The organism is Sulfurimonas sp. CVO (assembly GCF_009883775.1).
GTDB classification, from domain to species: Bacteria; Campylobacterota; Campylobacteria; order Campylobacterales; family Sulfurimonadaceae; genus Sulfurimonas; species Sulfurimonas xiamenensis.
The window spans coordinates 1,887,150-1,909,289 of record NZ_CP033720.1 but is presented as its reverse complement, the minus strand read 5'-3'; the positions used below and the strand labels follow the sequence as shown (position 1 = coordinate 1,909,289).

Below are 22,140 nucleotides of genomic sequence, written 5' to 3'. Positions count from 1 at the left end.
TATATTTGATTTTAAATGGTATACTAAAAAAAAGGAGGGTGATTTGATATTAAAAATATTTTTTATACTTTCACTTACTACACTGCTTTTTGCAAAATATGATACCTGCGAATTTAAAAATAAAGATTATGCAGATATCTGTAATAAAGTAGTAAAAGATGGCGTTTCATATGAATATGCAAATCAATTTTTACTCTCTTACTTTAAAACACAAAAATTTGATGAGATAAGCTACAAATATCTTCAGCCAAAGTATATAAAAATTCATAGAAAAAATGAGAAAAAAGCCAATAATACTCTTGTTAAATATATCCCTGACATGGTAAAACATCTTAAAAAATACACTGAAGTATATGATTATACTGAGAAAAAATATGGTGTAAATCGTGAAATAATCGCCGCTATTTTAATCAAAGAGACAAGACTTGGCAAAATTAAACCTAAACATGACGCATTTATTGTCTTTAACACTTTGGTAGTTAGAACAATACCAAATACGCCCAGAGAGAAGTGGCTTTTAAATATGGGAAAAAGCAATATGGCATCAATAATAACTCATTGCTATAAAAAAGGGATAACTCCCGAGGAGTGCAATCTACCAAGTTCTTATGCCGGAGCTGTTGGAATACCGCAATTTATGCCGAATAATTTTATCTATACAGAGGGTTATAAAACAGAGATAGCAGATCTTACAAAAATGGAAGATGCCATTGTATCTGCGAGCAAATTTTTAAATAAAAAAGCTGATTTTAAAGAGTTAATTGATTGGAATAAAATTCCAAATATAATAGAACTTGAGTCACAGTGGTATGATTTTGAATTTGAAAATGAAAATGCATCTTTTGTCTACGCAAAAAATAAAAATGGTGTTAAAAAGTACCAATGTTTTGCCTGTGACAGAGCAGAACTTGACTACCTAAGAGAATATATAAAAAAAATTATGCGCTACAACAACTCTTCAAACTACGCCATTGGAGTTATGCGCTTGGCGTATGAAGCAAAAATGGGACTTAGCAAATAACAGCCTTTAAACTATGTGACTCTTGAGATTTTATAGCTCTTGCATCATCAAACGCATTCGCGGATTCTATGCAGAGCATATATTCATAAGCATTTTCTTGCATTGCACTCATTCTCTTTGTTTTTTCAATCCACGGGTTCCATACGACAACAGAAGATGAACCTTGATTTTTTATGTGAATCTCTCTGTTTTTGTCTCTTAATACAATTTCGTCATCAACATCTTGATAAACTCTGTCGACCTCTTCACTGAAAGTTATATCGCCCTCTTGCTCCTCATTTTTGTATGTCAGCGCATCCAAATATGGCTTTTTATCTAAACCTAAGATAACTACATCAGATATATGCGAAACAGCAAAGTAAGTATGAAGCGCTTGTGTAATCTTAAACTCTTTCTCATCTCTATTTGTCGTTTTAAGTTCCATTGTCAGCTTATCTGAGATAGTAATGCGCAGCTCCAGCTCAAATTTATAGTGCCATATCTGAAGTGTTTTTTCACTATTAGTCAGTTTAAAAGTCAAAACCGTTGTCTTCTCATCCAGCTCATTGCTACACACAAACTCCCACATAGAGATTCTTGCAAAACCATGCTGAGGCAGAGCTTTGTCTTTATTGAAGCCAAACCACGGCCAGCAGATTGGAACACCGCCACGGATTGCTTTGCCCTTCTCAAAATCACTTACTTCGCTAAGCCATAAAATCGGCTCTTTGCCTACTCTTGCGTAGTGAAACAGATGTGCCCCCTGCAGGGCAATTTTTGCCTCTGCGACTCCATTTTTCACCTCAATATATTCAAAGCCGTTTGGCAGTTTTTTATGAGTTATCACATCTCATCCCAAGACTTTATCTTATGCCATTTGAGAGCGTAGAGGAGTATAAAGAGATAACAGATTATCCCCATAAGATATGTTGACTGCATATCTCCGCTAACATGCGAGATCTTTCCAAAGAGAAGCGGAAGAATCGCGCCGCCCGCTATAGCCATAATCAACAGTGCGCTTCCCTGTGCTGTATATTTTCCCAATCCCTCCAGTGCTAGCGGCCAGATCGTCGGCCAAACAAGTGCGTTTGCAAATCCTAAGAGTGCTACAAATGCTACCGTATTTGGAAGAGTTCTAATACCGCTCCATCCCCACAAAATCTCTGAAATTCCATGACTTTGAGATGAAGCAACTACTCCAAACAAAAAAAGTACCCCAAAAAGTGCAGAGCCTATAAGCGCGCGCTCCTGTGAGAGATATTTCGGTATAAGCAGGACGCCGAGTGCATATCCAAGCACCATAAAAGACATTACATAAGAGGTCAGGGAAGTAACATTTGTCAAACCTAAATGCTGACCGTAAAGACCGATGGTATCGCCTGCTATTACCTCTATGCCGACATAGAAAAAGAGTGCGGCTGCACCTAAAACCACGCGCGGGAATGCAAAGATACTCTTCTTTTGTTCTCCTGCTTCATCTTTTTCAAACTCAAGTTCGGGAAGTTTGGAAAACTTTACAAGAGCGATGAGAGAACTAAGCAATAGTGCCATAACGATGTAAGGAACTATAAGTTTTGAAGCAAGCTCCTCTTTTGACTCCGCGGATAGATCCTCCAAAGAGCCGATGCCTGAGAGTATAAATGCGGTAAAGAGAAGAGGCGCAATAACTCCCGCCCCCTTGTTTATAAGCCCCATGATGCTTATACGCATCGCCGCACTCTCAATGGGTCCTATGCAGACTATATAAGGGTTTGAAGCAGTCTGCAAGATGGTAAGACCTGATCCTAGTGCAAAAAGAGCTAGCAAAAAAAGTGTAAAACTCTCCCTCTGCGCTGCAGGTATAAAGAGAAGGCTCCCGACTGCCATTATTGCCAAGCCGAGTGCCATTGAGTTTTTGTAGCCTATTTTTTCAATCACGAAAGACATTGGCAGAGCCATTACCGTATAGGCGATGTAGAATACAAAAGTTACAAAAAGAGCTTCAAACTCGTTAAGATCGCATATAGCCTTTAAAAACGGAATTAACGAGCCGTTGAGCCATGTGACAAAACCGAAAATAAAAAAGAGCACTCCTATTATCGTCATAGGTAAGATAGTAGAAGTGCTAGATATTTTAAAGTCTTTAGACATTTTTGAGACTCTTAAGATAGTTTGCAACGCCGTCTTCATCATTTGTGTGTGGCAGAACTATTTTTGCTGCCTTTTTTACTCCCTCTTGCGCATTGGCTACGGCTATTGATGTTCCTGCCAGTTCGAACATTCCAATATCATTGAAGTTATCTCCAAAAACACTCAGCTTTTTTAAATCAAAACCGATTGCTTCGCTCACACTTCTTATGCCGTGGGATTTGTCCGCATCTTTGTGAAGCAGCGTCAAAAAGTAGCAGCCCGCATAGGCTTCGGGAGCCAAAATATACTTTATTGTATCCCCAAAAACAGCTCTTAAATGCAACGCTAATCTTCTCAGAATCTCCTCCTCGCCAAAATAGACTATCTTAAAATTATCATCCATTGCGCGAAGATCTCTAGTTTGGTGATGATGGTCATCTTTTTTATAGTTTTTTAGTATCTTTGTTTGATAGGCATTTAAAGTCGTAGAGTAGGAGAAGGCTTCGCTTAGATTTTTATCAGCCAAAGAGAGAACAAAAGGGTAGATACCGAACTTTGCACCCTCATCTATGATGGCATCCCCGAGCTCTCTGTTTATGAACTTCGTACCGATTATCTTTTTATCCATCGTCGCTATCAATGCACCATCAAGCAGTATCATCGGAGCATTAACATCTACATCCCTTAAGAACTGTGCCGTCTTTTTATATGTTCTTGCCGTTGCTATGCTAAGAACAGAGTCAGCCCCAAAACTGTTCCATATCTCTTTTGTAAAGAGGCTTATTGAGAGATCCGTTCGCAAAAAAGTGTGGTCGAGATCCGTAATATAGGCATTTTTCATCTTGCTTAATACCGCATCTTACATGTAATCATTTTCTCAACAAGTAATCGTCCAACTTCTACTTTAGTATCTACAATAGAAGTTATATCTAAATCCTGAAGATTCTCTTTATCCTCAAGTGTGGCGACTTTTACTATAAGATTAATATCTTTTGTGTGTTTTAAAACAGCCTCGCAAATCGCTCTTTTCTTCTCAATATTATCAAGTGTTACAATAACCGCCGCCGAACTCTCTGCATGAAGTGCCTCTAAGAGCGAGAGCTTTGACATATCTCCCAAATATGCCTCTTTTCCGGCAGAAAGAGCTTCATGAACATGTTTTGGATTATTATCTATGATAACATAAGGAGCGCCAAGTTCATCAAGGTTTTTGGCAACAAATTTACCGATAGTACTGTAGCCGCAGACTATCACATGGTTCTCTCTGGATACAAATGCGGAGGTGTTGAGCCCTAAATATTCAAAGCGCGTAATATAGGCAACAAATCGATTTATTTTTGAGATAAAAAACGGAGTCACTATCATAGAGAAAATAACCACAAGAACAAAGAGCGACTCAAGCTCTCTCTCCAAAAGACCGCCCATGCTTGCAACCGCAAAGATAACAAAAGAGAACTCCCCCACTTGCGAAATTGCAAGAGCAGTTTTTAAAGAGAGCACATGCGAAGATGAAATACGAAGAACCAGATAAGTAATGATTGTCTTTAAAACCAAAACAAGCATGAAAATACCGACAATAAGCCAGAAGTTATCAATAAAAAAGAGAACATCAATCTTCATTCCCACGACGATGAAGAATGTTCCAAGAAGTATATCTTTAAAAGGCGCAATATCTGATTCAACTTTATGATGGTACTTTGTCTCGGCTATAATCATTCCTGCAACAAATGCCCCAAGAGAGTATGTAAAGCCCGCATAAGAGGCCAAAAGTGCAGCTGATACGACTATAAAAAGAACAGAGCCCATAAAAAGTTCGTCTACTTCACTAGAAGCTGAGAAATGCAGAAGCCATGTCATTACTCTTTTTCCCACTATAAACATAAAACCCATAACAAAAACAGCACTTATAACTGTGTCCCTAAGTATATTAACTACCGATTGGTCGCCATTGCTCGTTAAAAATCCCAAAAGTATAAGTATAGGAATAACAGCAATATCTTGAAATATAAGTATCCCCGTAGCTCGCTGACCGTATGGGTTGTGTATCTCTTTTGAGCTCTTTAGGTAACTTAAAACAACTGCCGTGGAAGATAGAGCAAATGCAAGAGATAAGATAAGAGCCGAGATAGATTCCAGTAAAAAAATATAGTGACTAATTGCATAGACAATAAGTGCAGTAAATCCTACCTGCAAAAACCCATTGAAAAATATCTCTTTTTTCATACTGTTCATTTTTGCCAAAGATATCTCAAGTCCGATTGTAAACATTAAAAAAACTATTCCAAACTCACCTATATGTTCCAGTGTCAATGAATCATTCATATATCTTAAATCAAAGGCATACACCATTATAGTACCGGTAAAGATATAACCTATTATCTGTGAAATACCAAAGCGTTTTAAAAATAGATTTAGTACCGTTGAAACACCTAATGCCACAACTATGTATAAAAGCGCAGAATCCATCAAAATCTTTCTAATAATTTTAAATTTTATTATTGTAGCAAAAGAACCTTTTAACATAGCACTTTATAAAACTTAATTTTAAGAGACTCTATACTATAATCGCATCTTTAATTGACATTTTTGGAGCTATTTTATGACTAAATATATTTTTGTAACTGGTGGCGTTTTAAGCTCTCTTGGAAAAGGGATAACAGCAGCTAGTATTGGTACTTTACTTAAACACTCAGGCAAAGAAGTCGGTATGTTAAAAATAGATCCATATATAAATGTCGATCCTGGCACTATGAGCCCGCTTGAGCATGGTGAAGTTTTTGTTACAAAAGATGGAGCAGAAACAGATTTAGATATCGGAAACTATGAGAGATTTTTAGACACCTCTTATCTAAAATCGAGCAACTTCACTACAGGACAGGTATACTCATCGGTAATAGAAAGAGAGCGTGCCGGTGGATACCTTGGACAAACCATTCAAGTTATTCCTCATATTGTAGGAGAGATAGTCAAGCGTATCAAAGAAGCCGGAGAGGGTCATGAGATACTTGTTGTAGAACTTGGAGGAACTGTCGGGGATATCGAAGGTTTGCCTTTTATGGAAGCGATTCGCCAGATGAAACATGACGAAGAGGTTACAGGTACATTTTTTGTGCATGTAACTCTTATTCCTTACATCAAAGCTGCGGGTGAACTAAAAAGCAAGCCTACGCAGCACTCTGTTCAAGAGCTTCGCCGCATTGGTATTACTCCTCAGCTTATAATTGCCAGAAGTGAAAATGCACTGCCTAAAACATTTAAGAAAAAACTTGCAATGAGCTGTGATGTAAACAGTGACAGTGTTGTTGAAGCACTTGATGCAGCTTCCATTTATGATATTCCTCTCTCATTTTTAAGACAAAATATATTAAAACCGATATCAAAAGCGTTAGAACTGGGTGAACTTAATCCTGACATGGAAAAATGGGACTCTTTAGTTAAAAAAATAGTACAACCGAAAAATCAAATAACTCTTGGATTTGTCGGAAAATATCTTGAGCTTAAAGAGTCATACAAATCTTTAACCGAATCTCTTATCCATGCAGGTGCTCATCTTGATACTCGTGTAGATATTAACTGGGTAGACAGTGAGGAGGTAGAAGAAAAGGGTGCGGAAGCACTTCTTAGCGATTGCGACTCCATTTTAGTTGCTGGAGGATTTGGAAACCGCGGTGTTGAAGGTAAAATCAAAGCTATCGAATATGCACGCGTAAATAAAATTCCATACCTTGGAATTTGTCTTGGAATGCAGCTAACACTTGTTGAGTATGCAAGAAATGTTCTTGGTTTTGAGGGTGCAAACTCCGTAGAGTTTGATGAAAACACACCTTATCCAATGATCTATCTTATTGACAATTTTATGGATCAAAGCGGAAATACGCAACTTAGAACCCACAAATCTCCGATGGGCGGAACAATGCGTCTTGGAGAGTATCCATGTGAAACAAAAGAGGGTTCTCTATTGCGCAAAGCTTACGGTGGAGCAAAAGTTATCCATGAGAGACACCGCCACAGATATGAGGCAAACCCTACATACAGAAAAGAGCTCGAAGATGCAGGAATGATAGTAACTGGGGAATCAAACGGACTTATTGAAGCAGTTGAAATTCAGGGTCATCCATGGTTTTTAGGCGTTCAGTTTCATCCTGAATTTACATCAAGACTTCAAACTCCAAACCCTTCAATTCTTGCATTTGTTGAAGCTAGTTTAAATATATCAAAATAAAATATTAAAGCTCAATATGCAAAGCTTTAATAATATACCGATTTTAAATAAAACAACTCTTTTTGAACTGCTTTCTCAAAGAGTTGGAAAAGAAGATACAAAACTCTCTCAAATTCCAAATCCCACTTTACTTCATAATGCTGCAAAAGCTGCCAAAAAGATAGCTGAGGCTGTAAAAGAGGGCAAAAAAATAGTAGTTGTTGGTGATTATGATGTTGACGGTATAAGTTCAACAGCTATAATGGCTGAATTTTTTAAGCAAATCCCTTATCCGCTTGAAACAATAATTCCAAACCGATTTAAAGACGGCTACGGCGTTAGTCCAAATATTCTAAAAAGAGTAAATGCAGATTTAATAATAACTGTAGATAACGGCATAAGTGCTATTGAAGCTGCCCAAATTTGTAAAAAAAGAGGTATTGAACTTATTATTACAGATCATCACACTCCATCAGAAATATTGCCCGATGCCTACGCCATAGTCAACCCAAAACTCTCTGCATGTAGCTATCCTTTTGAAGAGATATGTGGAGCGCAGGTTGCATGGCTGCTGCTTGGACTTGTTAAAAAAGAGTTAAAACTCTCCATAGATATGAAACAGTTTTTAGATATATTGTCAATTGCGATAATTGCAGATATTATGCCTCTTAAGCATATAAACAGAACGCTTGTAAAAGAGGGGTTGAAAGTTCTTATGCGCTCAAGCAGGCCTTCTAGTGTGATTATAAGAGACTTTTTAAACAAAAGCTCTATAACTTCTGAAGATATCGCTTTTGCCATAGCGCCGCGAATTAACTCCGCAGGCAGACTAAAAGATGCGGATATTGCTCTTAAATTTTTAACAGCCAAAACAACAAACGAAGCCTATATGGAGTTTGAAAAATTAAACGCTTTAAATGAACAAAGAAAAGAGCTTGAAGCAAAAACAACAAAAATAGCACTTGAAGAGGTCCAAAATCAGGGTCAAATTCCAAATATTATCGTTGCGGCAGGTGAAAATTGGCATGAAGGGGTAGTGGGTATCGTCGCTTCAAGATTGGTAAATCATTTTGAAAAACCTGCCATTGTTCTAAGTGTAAAAGATGGCATTGCAAAAGGGAGTGCCAGAAGTTTGGGAAATATAGATATTTACAAACTTATAAAAGAGAATAAACAGTATCTGACAAAATTCGGCGGACACAAAATGGCAGCAGGACTTGGACTGGAAGAGAAAAATATTGAGATGTTTAAAGAATCTATCAATCAATCAGCTTTAACACTAAGCAGCAGTGACTTTATACCAAAAGATGAGGTGCTTGGAATCTTAGATACTCAAGATATAGATTTTGAACTCCTCAGCATACTTGAGAGTTTTGAACCCTATGGAGAGGCAAATCTACGCCCTAAGTTTCTACTCAAAGATGCTCATATAGTAGATATTAAACTAATGGGAAGCGATAAATCCCACTCAAAAATAACGCTCAAACAACACCTGCATGCAAAAAAAACTCTGGAGCTTATAGCATTTAGAAATGTTATTGAAATGCCTAAGGATAAAAAAATCACATGTAACTATACGATCTCAAAAAACGAATTTAACTCAAAAGTTTCTCTGCAACTTTTATTGCATAAAATATATTAAATTATTATTCATAAGAATAATTAATAAATTAAAAATATTTTGTAATAAAATTATCAAAAAAAATATGTTACAATAATCGCCAATCAAAAAAAAGGGGATTGAAATGAAAAAAATCGTAACACTTTCTGCTATAGCTTTTTTAAGCACAGCAGCTTTTGCGGAGACTGATGTTCAAAAACAGATAGATGAACTGAATATGAAGATTGAGAGACTTCAGCAAATCAATAACAAACAAGATGACAGAATCTCAGATGTTAATATATTAGCAGCGCAGGATAATCTTAAGTTTGATGTAGATTTTAGAACTGCATATGATAATCTGCAGTATGAAACAGTAAACGGAAACAAGTATGAGAATGATGCTCTTTTCTCAAATCGTCTATGGTTAGGCATGGGGTATGCTCCGACAAAGGATATGATCTTTAGAGGGCAGCTCTCCGTTAACAAAGCTTATGGCGCAAGCTACGGCCAAAGAGGGACAGGTTTTGGATTTGATACTTTTGACTGGGTTTTAAATGAAAATCTGACAGATGATACAATAAAACTAAGAGAAGCATACTGGCTTTGGAAACTTAGAACAGGAAGAATAGGCTGGACAGTAAGTGCCGGACGCCGCCCTGCGACAAACGGATATCTTATCAACTTAAGAGATGACGATAAACCACAATCTCCTCTAGGACATATTATCAATATGGAATTTGACGGTGCATCGGCAAGTATGCAGCTAGAAGATTATATACCGGGTATGTACTTTAAACTTTGTATTGGTCGTGGCTTAACAAATGCAACCGGCTGGGCTAGTGAAGCAACAAAATATGTTGGATCTCCTACAGGTGGTTCAAGTCTGCCAAATTATGTTGAAGATGATAGTAATTTAGACAATACAGATATGGTAGGACTTATCTTTCAGCCCTATGATGATGGACAATATGGCGTAATAACAAAATTCTATAGAGGATTTGATGTACCGGGACTATCAATCACAAGTCCAACTACTGCAGTAATGAAAAGTTTTGGTGATATGGACGGAGCAGCAATCTCTTTTAAAATGGATGGCGTAGGTGATGAAATCAATGATTTCTTAGATGACACGATTCTTTTTGCATCATTTGCCGCATCCGTATCAAGACCAAATGATAATCAACCAATGATGGGCAGTCAGGATGATGAGACAGGTACATCTATCTGGATTGGTGCACAGATGCCAAACTTAACAGGTGGTAAATTCGGTGTAGAGTATAACCACGGTTCAAAATACTGGAGACCGTTTACTTACGGCGAAGATACAATGATAGGCTCTAAAATGGCAGTTCGAGGAAATGCATATGAAGCTTACTGGACGCAGCCTCTTGTAGGAAATGTATTTTCTATGCAGATAAGATATACATATTTAGACTATGATTACACAGGTTCAAACGGTTTCTTTGGAGACGGGGGAACACCAATAAGTATGGCTGATGCTCAGTCGTATGGAATGGATCCTGTTGAAACTGCGCAAGATCTACGCGTATACTTCAGATATAGATACTAAAATTAAAGAGCCGTTTTGGCTCTTTAATAACTCTTCTTTTACAAAACTCCTATTTCAAACTTTATATTTCCCTTATCTTGCTAAAACCTTATAATTTTCTTTTCTAAAAATTTTAATTATTCAAAAAAATAAAAAGATATAAATATTACTATAACTTATAATAAAACAATTGATTTATAATAATTAAAACTTTTTGTGATAAAATTCGCCCTTACAACAAAAAAAGGGAAAAATATGAAAAAAATTGTAACACTCTCAAGCATCGCTTTTTTAAGCACTATGGCTTTTGCAGACACAGATATGCAAAGTGAGATAGATTTTCTTAAAAAAGAGATTAAAGAACTTAAAAAACAACAAGATTCTACTACTAGAACTTTAACAGATGTTAAGATCAGCACAAACAACGACAATATAAAGTTTGGAATTGATTTTAGAAATGCAATCGATGTTTTAGAGTATAAAAACAATGAAACAGGGGAAACAGCAAGAAATCACTCTCTTCTCTCAAGCAGACTTTACTTAAATATGGCAGCTTCTCCTATGAAAGGGCTCTCTTTTAGAGGAAAACTTGCTATCTACTCTACATGGGGAGCACATTTATATGTAAATGATGATCCATTGAAGGATTGGTCTGCAAGTTCAAAGCCTGCCGATACTGTTATGCGTCTTAAAGAGGGCTATTTTGTCTACTCAGATAAAATCGGGGATCAGCCAATAGCGCTCAGCATCGGAAGAAGACCCTCAAGCACAGGTTTCCTGGCAAGCATGAGAGAAAATGAGTCAGATGAGGGTTCACCTCTTGCGCATATAACAAATATGGAAGTAAACGGAGCAATGGTAAAACTTGATTTTACCCGTTATGTTTCAGGGGCATATGTTAAACTGGTTTACGGAAGAGCGCATACCGGCGAAATGGAGAATGTTTACGGAACAGGCAATGATAATGTCATCCCTTATGCGGATAAAGATACAATTGCCGAAGATGAAAATGTAGACTTTTTTGTAATGCCTGGTGATGCATACAACAATGGACAGTACCAGCTTATGTACCAATGGGCGCATATCTTTGATACAAAGGGAAGAAATACATCAACAGGCATCCCAAAAGGAGCAGCCGGAACTGCAGATCTCTTTGCACTTTCACTTAAAGTAAACGGCATCGGTGATGAGATCAGCGACTTTTTAGATGATACGGTAGCTTTTGCTTCTATTGCTTCCTCGCGCTATGATGCAAAAGATGGTCATACGCTTTTAAGTTCGGCTGATGGCGGAAGTTCAAATGGACACTCGTTTTGGGCTGGCGTCTATATTCCTGATATGATAACCGATTCCGGAAGATTTGGTTTTGAGTACAACTACGGCTCTAAAAACTGGACTCCTATGACATGGGCAGAAGATACGGCAATAGGTTCAAAAATAGCTGTCCGCGGTAGTGCGTATGAGGCATACTGGAATTTTGATCTCTTTGGCATCAAGTATCTGCCGTCCCAGGTAAGATATACATATGTACAACATGACTATACTCCAAACGCAAACTGCAGCGGATGGACTGTTCCAGAGCCTGTTGATATCACTGCACAAGACCTAAGATTTTTCGTAAGTTATAGATACTAAAAAGGAAGAGCCGCTAATATGGCTCTTTCTCATTTCTCACATTTTCTACATTTTTTTAAAACTTCAACTACAATATCAGCTCAACTTATTATAAATAATATATGTAATTATCTATAAAATATTCCATCTAAAAAAGTGATACATTATCACAAAATAATAACAATAAAGTTGTAAAAAGAGTAAATTTTAAATCTATCTTAAGGCTTAAGGCTGTAAAATTGATTACTTTATCACAAAAAAGGGGAAATGCATGAAAAAGAATAAAATCCTAGAAGAGATTTTAAAAGAAGTAGATAAGCATCCGGAGATTATGTCTCGTCGTGAAGCTTTAAAATATTTAACTATGTCTCCATTAGCAGCTTCTGTATTGGCGGGTGCTTCTGTAGGAGCAACCACAGCGAGTGCTTCGGATGCTAAAGGGAAAATAGTTATAGTTGGGGGAGGCTTAGCTGGTATGAGTACGGCTGCACGCCTTAATAACACTTTATCAAATGCAGATATCACTGTTATTGAACCTGATCCGTTATCAGTTTCTTATCAGCCTGGTCAAACTCTAATTGGTGCCGGTATTTGGGACAAAGATGATATTGCTTATAAAAGAGATGATTTTCTTCCAAGCGGTGTAAAACTTATAAAAGGGAGTGTAACTGCTTTTGATCCGGATAACAACAAAGTTACAGTAGACGGAAACCAAGATGTATCTTATGATCAGTTAATTATTGCTACGGGTCTTAAGCTAAATTATGGAGCAATTAAAGGTTTAGAAGGCGAGATCACTTCTATGGGAACTGACAACTCTGTTGTAAGACAAAAAGTTGGTAAAAACGGAACTCACTCAATCTACTTCCGTGACGGTGCGGCAGATACTTACAAAGGTATACAGGAGTTAATTGCAAAAGCAAAAGCGCATAAAGGCCCTGGAAAATTACAAGCACTATTTACGCATCCAAACACACCAATCAAGTGTGGTGGAGCGCCTATGAAGATTATGTATTTAACGAATTCAAGACTTGAAGAAGCTGGTGTTCGTGATAAAGTAGAACTTACTTTCTACACAAACGGTAGTGCACTTTTTGGTATCAAAGAGTATAATGAATCAATCTTTAAGCAATTTGACGAAAGAGGTTTCAAAAAAAACTTTGCTCACAATTTAACTGAGATAGATACTGATGCAAAAGTAGCTGTATTTAATCATCACTGGAAAGAAAAAGGCGAGTGGGATGAAGATTTAGAAGAGTATGGAGTAGTAATAAAAAATGAGCGCGTTGAAGCAAAATATGATTTTATTCATATAACACCTCCGATGAAAGCTCCAGATGTTGTTAAAAATTCTCCGGTAGGTTCGGATAAGGGATGGGTACCTGTTGTAAAAGAGACTCTACAGCATGTTACTTATAAAAATGTATGGTCTTTAGGAGATGTTGCAGCAGTTCCAATGGGTAAAACAGGTGGTTCAGTTCGTAAACAGTACAAAGTTTTAGTTGACAATATGGTAGCGTCTATGGAAGGAAAAAGTTCACTTCCATCTAGATATGGCGGATATACAGTTTGTCCTCTTATTACAAGCATTGGTACTGTAATGTTAGCAGAATTTGACTGGAGTAAAAAGCCTACTCCTTCATTCCCGCTTGACCCTACTCAAGAGAGATGGATATGGTGGTTATTGAAAGTTTATGCACTAAAACCAATGACTATTTATGGTATGCTTCCAGGTAGAGCTTAATATTAAAACATAATTTAGGAGAAAAATATGATAAAAAGATTAACAACGATTTCAATCGCCACTTTAGTTGCAATAGCTTTAACTGCATGTAGCGGAGATAAGAAGCAGGCAGAAACAAAAACATATAAGATGAGTGCAGAAGAGGTCTATAAGGCATCATGTACAAAATGTCATGGAGCTCATGGTGAAGGGAAAACTGAAAAGAAAACACCAAGATTTGATGATAAAACAGTTGCTGAACTTGAGTATAGTTTATTTGATATCAAAAAGGGTGGAATAACTTTTACAACAGGTACTGATCATGAAATTATGGAGCATAATATGCAAAAATTAATAGACCAGGGCTATGATTACGATATTAAAACTATGGCACAATATATTTACAGCACATTTAAAAAATAATATGTTATAATACTTGCCATAATACATCCTTATTTAACTAAATTTAAGGAAAGGGGTTACTTGGTGATTTTATTATGAAAAACAATAAAAAAAACCAAGTTTATGTTTGGCCACTGTGTACAAGATTTGTACACTGGCTAATCGCTTTATCCTTTACATTTTCTTTTATTCTCTCATTTTTTGAACATAGACTCAATTATCATGTTGCTGTAGGCATCATTTTTGGTTTAATGCTTCTATATAGAATTATTTGGGGATTTATCGGTCCTCGTTATGCAACATTCAATACATTTAAACTCTCTTTATCAGAATTAAAATTTTATTTTGTAGAAAAAATTAAAAATAGATACAGAGAAATTCCTGCTGGACACAATCCCGCTTCAAGCTGGTATACGCTTATTGTTTTAAGTGTCGGCTCAGTCATAGCTATTTCTGGTCTTCTGCTTTATGGCATACAAGAAGCCAAAGGATATCTTTCAGTTTTAAACGATGACTACTACATGTATAGCGATACACTCTTAAACATACATATTTATGCCAGCTATACACTTCTCGCATGGGCTTTTATACATATCATAGGTGTACTAATAGAGCAGTTTTACCATAAAACAAATATGGTTTTTGCAATGATCACAGGATATAAAAAAGCAAAAGGTGAAGATGCTGAACTGTGTACTCCCAAAAATATTGTCTCATATATCTTTTTAATTTTATCAGTGTGGGTTTTTTATGTCATACTTGATGGAACACACAACCCTTTTGTAAAAAGTAAATTTACCAATATTGATTATAAAAGCGAAAATGATATTTTTTATGAAAAATGCGGTGATTGTCATAAAATCTATCCCCCTTTTTTACTAACTGAAAAATCATGGATTAGAATTATGGATGGACTTGATAATCATTTTGGAGAAAAAATAACTGATCAAAATATATCAAAACAAGAAGCTATAGTTATAAAAAACTATCTTTTAAAAAATGCGGCGGAACACTCTACAAGAGAAGCCGCAGTAAAAATTGTAGCTTCTGTAAAAGATGGACGCCCTATAGCAATAACTAAAACTCTTTATTGGATAGAAACTCATAAAAACATACCACGCAGTGCATATTCTGATAAAAAAATAAAAGATAAATCCAACTGCTTTTCTTGTCATAAAAATATAGAAAAAGGTAATACAGAAGATATAAATATCTTATATCATTATTGATTTTTTTATTATTATAATTTATTTTTAACACTATTATAATCTAAATTAAAGTTGTATATAAGATAAAGTCTATTAAAATGCTTAGATTTATAATTCTTATTTAAGTGACGGCTAAGTTTCAACTCACTAAATTAAGAGATATATTAGACTATATTAAGAAGGGGTAAAGCTTATGGAAGTAGAAACTTCAAGGAGAAAATTTCTTCAGGGTACTATTACTATGAGTGTTGTTGGAGCGACAGCACTTAGTACAAATCTTTTATCAAGCGGTGATGGTCAAAGTGCTAAACCTGGTGCAATCTCATTTCACAATACAAAAACAGGAAATGGGTCTTCGCATGAAGTAGCAACATTGTGCGAAATGTGTGTAAACAAATGTGCGGCAATGGCTAGAGTAGAAAATGGAGTAGTTACCAAACTAAATCCAAATCCAATGTTCCCAAAATCAAAAAATATGCTATGTGCCAGAGGAAATGCAGGTATTCAAGCATTATACGATCCGGACAGACTAAAATATCCAATGATAAGAATTGGTGAAAAAGGTGAAGGAAAGTTTAGAAGAGTTACTTGGGATGAAGCATATAACGCAATTTTAAATGGTACAGACAAATTTCCTGGACTTAAGCAGATTCTTGATGAGGAAGAGGACAATAGATCTTCCATGCTTTTTTGTGCAGGTGAAGGTATGGCTGAACATACTTTTAAACAGTTTTTTGAAGCATTTGGCTCTGCAAACTGGCTAAATCACTCATCAATATGTCTTCAAACTGTTGCATCTGGATATGGCGTAACACTTGGTATGTACCCTCAAGCAGATCTTGACAATGCAGAGTATATTATTATTGCCGGAGCAAATAGAGCTGAAGCGATAGTAACACCTGATACCATGGATGCCTTTAAAAGAACAAAGGGCAGAGGCGCAAAGATGATTTGTATAGATCCTAGGTTTACAAATACAGCTGCAAAATCTGATAAATGGCTGGCTATAAAACCTGGTACTGACTTGGCCTTTGTTTTAGCACTGACATATGTTACATTGACAGAAGAGTTGCATAACAAAGCTTATGTTGAAAAATACTTTAATGGTTTTGAAGAGTATAAAAACAGTGTTATATCAAATAACTACACACCTGAGTGGGCTGAGCCGATTACAGGCATAAAAGCAAAAGATATCTACACAATTGCCAGAGAATTTGCTGCTCATGCTCCAAAAGCCGTCTATTACCCGGGTAGAAGAAGTACTTTTGCTAAAAATGATTTTCAGCTGCGTCGTGCAATGGCAATTTTCCAAGCACTGCATGGTGCAATTGACACCAAAGGCGGATTGATTTTTGGGGACAAACTTGATATTAAAGGACATGCAGGACTTGCACCTCTATATGAAAGAGCAAGAGCAAGAGCAATAGTTAAAAGAACAGACCAAAAAGGCGAACCTGGATATGATGATTGTGCTGTTGTAAGCGGCGGCGGTTCTTGGATTGGCTGGAGAAACAGATATTTAGAAGACAAAATGCCATATAAAGTAAGAGGTATGTTCTGTTATAAACACAATCCAATGATGAATATGCCAAACACTGCAAAAACTGCTCAAATGCTTAAAAAAATGGAACTTGTTGTAACAATTGATACTATGCCGAGTGATACTGTAATGTTTGCAGATGTTGTTTTACCTGAGTGTACTTATTTGGAGAGAACAGATCCTGTGAAAACATTTGGTGGAATTGAGCCTTCAATTGCTGTAAGAAATAAAGTAATTGAGCCTATGTTTGAGAGCAAGCCTGTTATGGAAATCTTAAAAGGTTTAACTACAAAAATATCTAAGCCACTCTTTGAGATAAGTAAAAAATATGATGAAGAAGTACAAGATATGATTGAAGATGACGGTGAAGAGGAAGTTTATGCAGAATTTGATCTGACTCTGCCATTTAAGCATACACAAGAAGAACTTAATCACCACGCCGTTGAAATGTACCCAGGCGCTGCTGAAAAACTTCATAAATATGGTGTCTTCTATCCAAATCAAGATGAGTACTATAAACAATTATCTGTAAATGAGTATCAGTACTATCCAGAAAACAAAAAGTTTTACAGTGTTGGCGGCGGTAAACCAAAAACTCCATCTGGAAAAATTGAATGTAATATAGAGTCTTTTGCTGATATGGGTGTGGATCCGATGCCGGTATGGAGAGATGAGTATAACTACAGTGTCCCTGCTGGCAAATTTAGACTTCTTTCCGGCCGTCATGCACAATTTACTCAAAGCGGAACTGTAAACAATGCTATGCTTCTAGACCTTATGCCTGAAAATTTCATATGGATAAACAAAAGAATCGCGCAGGAAAAAGGCATAAAATTTGCAGATATGATAGAAGTTAGTTCAAGTATCGGTAAAGTTCAGCTAAAAGCATACCCTACAGAAAAAATAGCACCGGATCAAGTATTTTTTATTCATGGATTTGGGGCAGAGAGTGAAGAACTCACATGGGCATATAAAAATGGCGGGAATGATAACACTATTATTGAAGATCATATAGAGCCTGTTTATGGTGCTGCGGCTATGCATGAAACTAATGTTGAAATAAGAAAGGTGTAATTATGGCTAGATATGGAATGGCACTTGATTATAAAAGTTGTATCAATTGCAAGGCATGTGAAACAGCATGTAAAGAGGAAAACGGCATCTTAATGGGTGCAGACAGTCACCGTATTTGGGTTGGAACGGGTGAAATTGAGGGTCAGTACCCTCTTTTAGACTTAACATCAAATACTTTTCACCCAAGTCAATGTCAACAATGTGACAATGCACCTTGTGAAGAAGTTTGCCCTACAAATGCAACATACTATGATGATAATGGCGTTGTAAGAGTTGATGTTGATAAATGTATATTATGCAGTTACTGTATGAATGCATGTCCTTACGATGCTAGATATGTTGATCAAAGAACAATGACTGTTGACAAATGTAATTTTTGCAGCGACACAAGACTTGCCAGAGGTGAAACTACAACAGCATGTCAGGCAACATGCCCAACTAAAGTAAGAATATTTGGTGATCTTGATGATCCAAATAGCGAAATCAGCGAAGTACTAAGAACAAGAGAGCATTATTCACTAAAAACTCATCTTGGTACCAAACCAAAATTATTTTATCTAATATAAGGAGGATGGGATGAGTTTAAGAGAAAAAATAAATACTATTGTTCCTATTAGAGATGATTTTTCAATGAAATCATTATTAAGTTTTGAGAAAACGCCTTTTAATATCTTTATGGCTGTTTTATCTATTGCTCTTTTTCTGTGGATGTCTTATGGTATAGGCGTATATTTAAGTCACGGTCATCATGCATACAATGTAACGAGAGAACATCCATGGGGTCTTATGATTGCTATGTATGTATTTTTTGTTGTTAGCTCCACCGGTCTATGTATCATCTCCTCTTTTGGACATGTATTTAAGATACCAGGTTTTGCCATAATTGGTAAAAGAGCTATTATGGGTGCGATTTTAACCATCTTATCAGGATTTGTTGTTATTGCTTTTGAGATTGGACATCCTGTAACCATGATGATTTATAATGTAATGAGTCCTGGCTTAACATCTGCTATTTGGTGGATGGGTACACTTTATGGACTATATCTTACATTTATCATTTTAGAGTTTATATTTTTAGCTAGAAATGATCATAAATGGTCTGGATGGTTTGGTATAGGTGGTCTTGTTGTCGGTATTGCCGCTCACTCAAACCTTGGTTCTGTATTTGGATTTTTAGTAGCAAGACCTATATCAAACGGTGTTTTTTACCCGATCTATTTTATATTATCAGCGATGATTACAGGTATATATCTACTATTTTTAATCTACGGTTTTAGATATAAACTTAAATTTCCTCCTGAAGTTCAAGAATTTCTTTATAAAATAGGTAAACTTTTAGCGCTTCTTTTAGCTATTTTAATCTTTTTTGAAACTTGGAGATTTTTAACAGCGATTTATGGCGGTATGCCTGAACGCGCTGATGTTGCTATGCATATACTGGGAAGTGCTCCATTTATTTATGGCGAAGTTTTACTTGGTATGGTTATTCCTTTTTTAATTGCTTTTACATCCAAAGGAAGAGCGACTGTCAGCTTAGTTTTTGCATCAATAACCGGAATGGTAGGAATTTTCTTTATGAGATATGATTTGGTTCATGATACACAGTTAGCACCGATGATGACACTCAAAAAAAGAGAGTATCAACTAGAACCTTCTTGGGTTGAGTACTTTCCATCTTCAACTGAAATGGCAATCTCTATAGGTGCTATAGGCTTTTGTTTTATTCTTTATTATATAGCGGATAAAGCATTTGATTTGGATCATAGTAAAGAAGATATACATCATTAATATCTAGAACTTTCCAAAAGCCAAGATAAAATATCAAAGCTTTTGGAGATACTTTCATAATTAAATAAGAAAAATTGTTATAAATTATATAAATAACAAATGTAACCTATGTAATAAATATTATTTTTATTATTTATAAGTTAAAATGTTATTATTCAAAAGGAGATTAAATGAACAAAATAGTAAAAATCGCATTAAGCACAGCGTTAATTCTAAGTGTTGGTGCAGTAACTGCAAGTGCAGATGCTGATAAAGGTCAAAAACTTTACGCTAAAAAGTTAAAAGAGGCATGTGGCATGAGTGGTGCAGCAATGGCTGGTAAACATACTCAAACTGAGTGGGAAGATCTACACAAAAGTGGTAAACTTGCAGATGAGATCAAAAAACTTTGTCCGTCGGTTGATGATGGTGATATAAAAGATAAATATCTTGAGCACTACTTTGACTTTTTCCATAAATTTGGAAGCGACAGCGGAAATGTTCCTGCTTGTTAATAAGTCTTTAATTATTTAAACTTTCAACATATTCTAAATTAGATTCTGGGTTTATCCCGGGTCTAAAAATCTTTCATATTTTATTTTTTCTTATATTTATTTGTAAAATTTATCCTTCTTAAGTATAATACTCGCTAATAATTATTTACTTTATAAAAAGAGGGGAAAAAATGAGAAAAACTGCTTTTTTAGCATTAATCGTTTTAATATTTTCATTGTCACTAAATGCGTTCACATTGGGAGATCTTGGTGAATTCAAATTTGAAAAAGCGAATGACAATGTTTATATAATGCATGGACCAGAAGAAGAACCTAGCAAAAAAAATGAAGGTTTTATGAATAATCCTGCACTAATAGAGAGCCAAAACGGGTTAATCGTAATAGATCCGGGCGGAAACTATAATGTTGGTAAAAAAGTACTCGCAGAAATCGAAAAAGTAAGCAAAAAACCTATTATTGCAATTTTCAATACTCATAAACATGGAGACCATTGGTTTGCAAATAAAAGCATTAAGGAAAAATATCCTAATGTCCCTATTTATGCCTTAACCTATATGATAGAGCAGGTAAAAGATAATGCAGCTGATACATGGTATGGCATTTTAGACAGATTAACAGGGAATTTAGAAGGAACAAAACCATTTACATTTCCAAGCCAAGGTGTAGAAAACAGACAAACAGTTGTTGTAGATGGGCAAACTTTTATTATGCGTCACTATGCAAAAGGGCATACCGATACTGATATTTTGATAGAACATGTTAACTCAAATACTCTCTTTATCGGGGATAATCTTATAACAAACCGTTTTGGAGCATTTGATGAGTCTTCTAGCATAGTTGAAAACATTAAACTGCTCGAGAAGATCAAAAATCAAGAAGACGGGTTTAAGAAATATACACTCTATGTTCCGGGGCACGGACCTTCAAGCGGTGAAATAAGCAAAACTATAGACCCTTTCTTAAACTATCTAAATATTATTGTTGCAGGTGCTAAAAAAGCATATGAAAATGATATACCAAGTTATGAAATTAAATCTGAAGTTCATGAAGAGTTAAAAGCCTATCACTCGTGGGATGCCTATGAGGGTCAAATGGGCAAGCATCTTATGAAAGCTTACTCAGAAATTGAGATGTTAGATTTTTAAAGTTTTACTAGATTAAAGAGATTTTCTCTTTAATCTAGTAATGAGACCCAGTAGGAGAGTTTATTAAAGAGAAAAATTCACTTCTAGTTTTTTCATCTTTTTTAAACAGACCACGAAGAGCTGAAGATGTCGTTGTAGAGTTTATTTTCTCAACCCCTCTCATCTCCATACACATATGTCTTGCTTGAATTACTACAGCTACACCTTTTGGCTGAATCGTATCCATGATGGCATCTGCGATCTGTTCTGTTAACTGCTCTTGAATCTGCATACGACGCGCAAAAACATTAACAACACGAGGAATTTTAGAGAGTCCTACCACTTTCCCGTCTGGTATATATGCTACATGCACACGACCTATTATAGGCAGAAGATGATGCTCACATGTAGAGTAAAATTCTATATCTTTTATAAGAACCATTTCATCATTAGAGCTTGTAAAGAGAGCCGATTTTAATATCTCTTTCGGATTTTCTTTATAGCCGCCAAAGATAAATTCATACGCTTTTCTAACTCTCTGAGGAGTCTTTAAAAGTCCTTCTCTATCTGGATCTTCTCCAACATAAAACATCATTGTTTTTACTGCATTTTCAAATTCAATATCTTTTTTATCCGACACCATTATGCCTTTAAAGTTTTTTATAGATGATAGAATATCAAGAAATAGCTGAGAAGTTTATGTAATTTGCT

General features: G+C 35.9%; 18 protein-coding genes. 13 read left to right on the top strand and 5 right to left on the bottom strand.

The features are described 5' to 3' along the window. The first annotated feature begins 43 nt into the window (after positions 1 to 43). Positions 44 to 1,021: a lytic murein transglycosylase gene (locus CVO_RS09710; RefSeq protein WP_241690974.1), complete on the top strand. Its 978-nt coding sequence runs from the start codon at positions 44 to 46 to the stop codon at positions 1,019 to 1,021. Here CVO_RS09710 and CVO_RS09705 read toward each other — a convergent pair. The 4 genes from CVO_RS09705 to CVO_RS09690 are packed head-to-tail and all read right to left on the bottom strand — an operon-like array spanning position 1,011 to position 5,575. After that, positions 1,011 to 1,847, bottom strand: a complete 837-nt coding sequence (locus tag CVO_RS09705) for a D-hexose-6-phosphate mutarotase (RefSeq protein ID WP_159572014.1) — start codon at positions 1,845 to 1,847, stop codon at positions 1,011 to 1,013. The genes CVO_RS09710 and CVO_RS09705 overlap by 11 nt on opposite strands. After that, positions 1,844 to 3,130 (bottom strand): sugar MFS transporter, encoded by a 1,287-nt coding sequence (locus tag CVO_RS09700; RefSeq protein WP_241690973.1) that lies wholly within the window; start codon positions 3,128 to 3,130, stop codon positions 1,844 to 1,846. Before CVO_RS09700 ends, CVO_RS09705 begins: the two co-directional genes overlap by 4 nt. Then, positions 3,123 to 3,950 carry an HAD-IIB family hydrolase gene (locus CVO_RS09695; protein ID WP_159572011.1) on the bottom strand — a complete coding sequence of 276 codons (828 nt, stop codon included), beginning with the start codon at positions 3,948 to 3,950 and terminating at the stop codon, positions 3,123 to 3,125. The genes CVO_RS09700 and CVO_RS09695 overlap by 8 nt, the downstream gene beginning before the upstream one ends. 5 nt (positions 3,951 to 3,955) lie before the next feature. Beyond that, positions 3,956 to 5,575 (bottom strand): cation:proton antiporter, encoded by a 1,620-nt coding sequence (locus CVO_RS09690; RefSeq protein ID WP_159572009.1) that lies wholly within the window; start codon positions 5,573 to 5,575, stop codon positions 3,956 to 3,958. Positions 5,576 to 5,708: 133 nt separating this feature from the next. Here CVO_RS09690 and pyrG point away from each other — a divergent pair, with 133 nt between their 5' ends. From pyrG to CVO_RS09630, 12 genes are all read left to right on the top strand, one after another. Next, positions 5,709 to 7,331: a CTP synthase gene (gene pyrG / locus CVO_RS09685; RefSeq protein WP_152300205.1), complete on the top strand. Its 1,623-nt coding sequence runs from the start codon at positions 5,709 to 5,711 to the stop codon at positions 7,329 to 7,331. 16 nt (positions 7,332 to 7,347) lie between these two features. Next, entirely contained in the window at positions 7,348 to 8,952 is a 1,605-nt protein-coding gene (recJ, locus tag CVO_RS09680) for a single-stranded-DNA-specific exonuclease RecJ (protein ID WP_159572006.1), read from the top strand. Positions 8,953 to 9,055: 103 nt separating this feature from the next. Continuing rightward, a complete protein-coding gene (locus CVO_RS09675; RefSeq protein WP_152300207.1) occupies positions 9,056 to 10,483 on the top strand; it encodes a DUF3373 family protein in 1,428 nt (475 codons plus the stop codon). A gap of 234 nt (positions 10,484 to 10,717) precedes the next feature. Then, positions 10,718 to 12,097 (top strand): DUF3373 family protein, encoded by a 1,380-nt coding sequence (locus CVO_RS09670; RefSeq protein ID WP_152300208.1) that lies wholly within the window; start codon positions 10,718 to 10,720, stop codon positions 12,095 to 12,097. A 250-nt stretch (positions 12,098 to 12,347) separates the two neighbouring features. After that, on the top strand, positions 12,348 to 13,820 hold the full coding sequence (locus CVO_RS09665; protein WP_152300209.1) for an NAD(P)/FAD-dependent oxidoreductase: 1,473 nt from the start codon (positions 12,348 to 12,350) through the stop codon (positions 13,818 to 13,820). Positions 13,821 to 13,847: 27 nt separating this feature from the next. Next, entirely contained in the window at positions 13,848 to 14,222 is a 375-nt protein-coding gene (locus tag CVO_RS09660) for a c-type cytochrome (protein WP_152300210.1), read from the top strand. A 74-nt stretch (positions 14,223 to 14,296) separates the two neighbouring features. Beyond that, entirely contained in the window at positions 14,297 to 15,430 is a 1,134-nt protein-coding gene (locus CVO_RS09655) for a cytochrome b/b6 domain-containing protein (protein WP_152300211.1), read from the top strand. 172 nt (positions 15,431 to 15,602) lie between these two features. Beyond that, on the top strand, positions 15,603 to 18,023 hold the full coding sequence (locus CVO_RS09650) for a molybdopterin-dependent oxidoreductase (RefSeq protein WP_152300212.1): 2,421 nt from the start codon (positions 15,603 to 15,605) through the stop codon (positions 18,021 to 18,023). 2 nt (positions 18,024 to 18,025) lie between these two features. Beyond that, entirely contained in the window at positions 18,026 to 18,589 is a 564-nt protein-coding gene (locus tag CVO_RS09645; protein ID WP_152300213.1) for a 4Fe-4S dicluster domain-containing protein, read from the top strand. Positions 18,590 to 18,599: 10 nt separating this feature from the next. After that, positions 18,600 to 19,811: an NrfD/PsrC family molybdoenzyme membrane anchor subunit gene (nrfD, locus tag CVO_RS09640; RefSeq protein ID WP_152300214.1), complete on the top strand. Its 1,212-nt coding sequence runs from the start codon at positions 18,600 to 18,602 to the stop codon at positions 19,809 to 19,811. Between the two features lie 170 nt (positions 19,812 to 19,981). Next, complete coding sequence (locus CVO_RS09635) at positions 19,982 to 20,305, top strand: cytochrome C (protein WP_159572004.1); 324 nt, start codon at positions 19,982 to 19,984, stop codon at positions 20,303 to 20,305. 170 nt (positions 20,306 to 20,475) lie between these two features. Beyond that, positions 20,476 to 21,450: an MBL fold metallo-hydrolase gene (locus CVO_RS09630; protein WP_159572002.1), complete on the top strand. Its 975-nt coding sequence runs from the start codon at positions 20,476 to 20,478 to the stop codon at positions 21,448 to 21,450. Positions 21,451 to 21,484: 34 nt separating this feature from the next. On the opposite strand, the gene folE is transcribed toward CVO_RS09630, so the two are convergent. After that, positions 21,485 to 22,072: a GTP cyclohydrolase I FolE gene (gene folE, locus CVO_RS09625; RefSeq protein ID WP_152300217.1), complete on the bottom strand. Its 588-nt coding sequence runs from the start codon at positions 22,070 to 22,072 to the stop codon at positions 21,485 to 21,487. Positions 22,073 to 22,140: the final 68 nt, after the last annotated feature.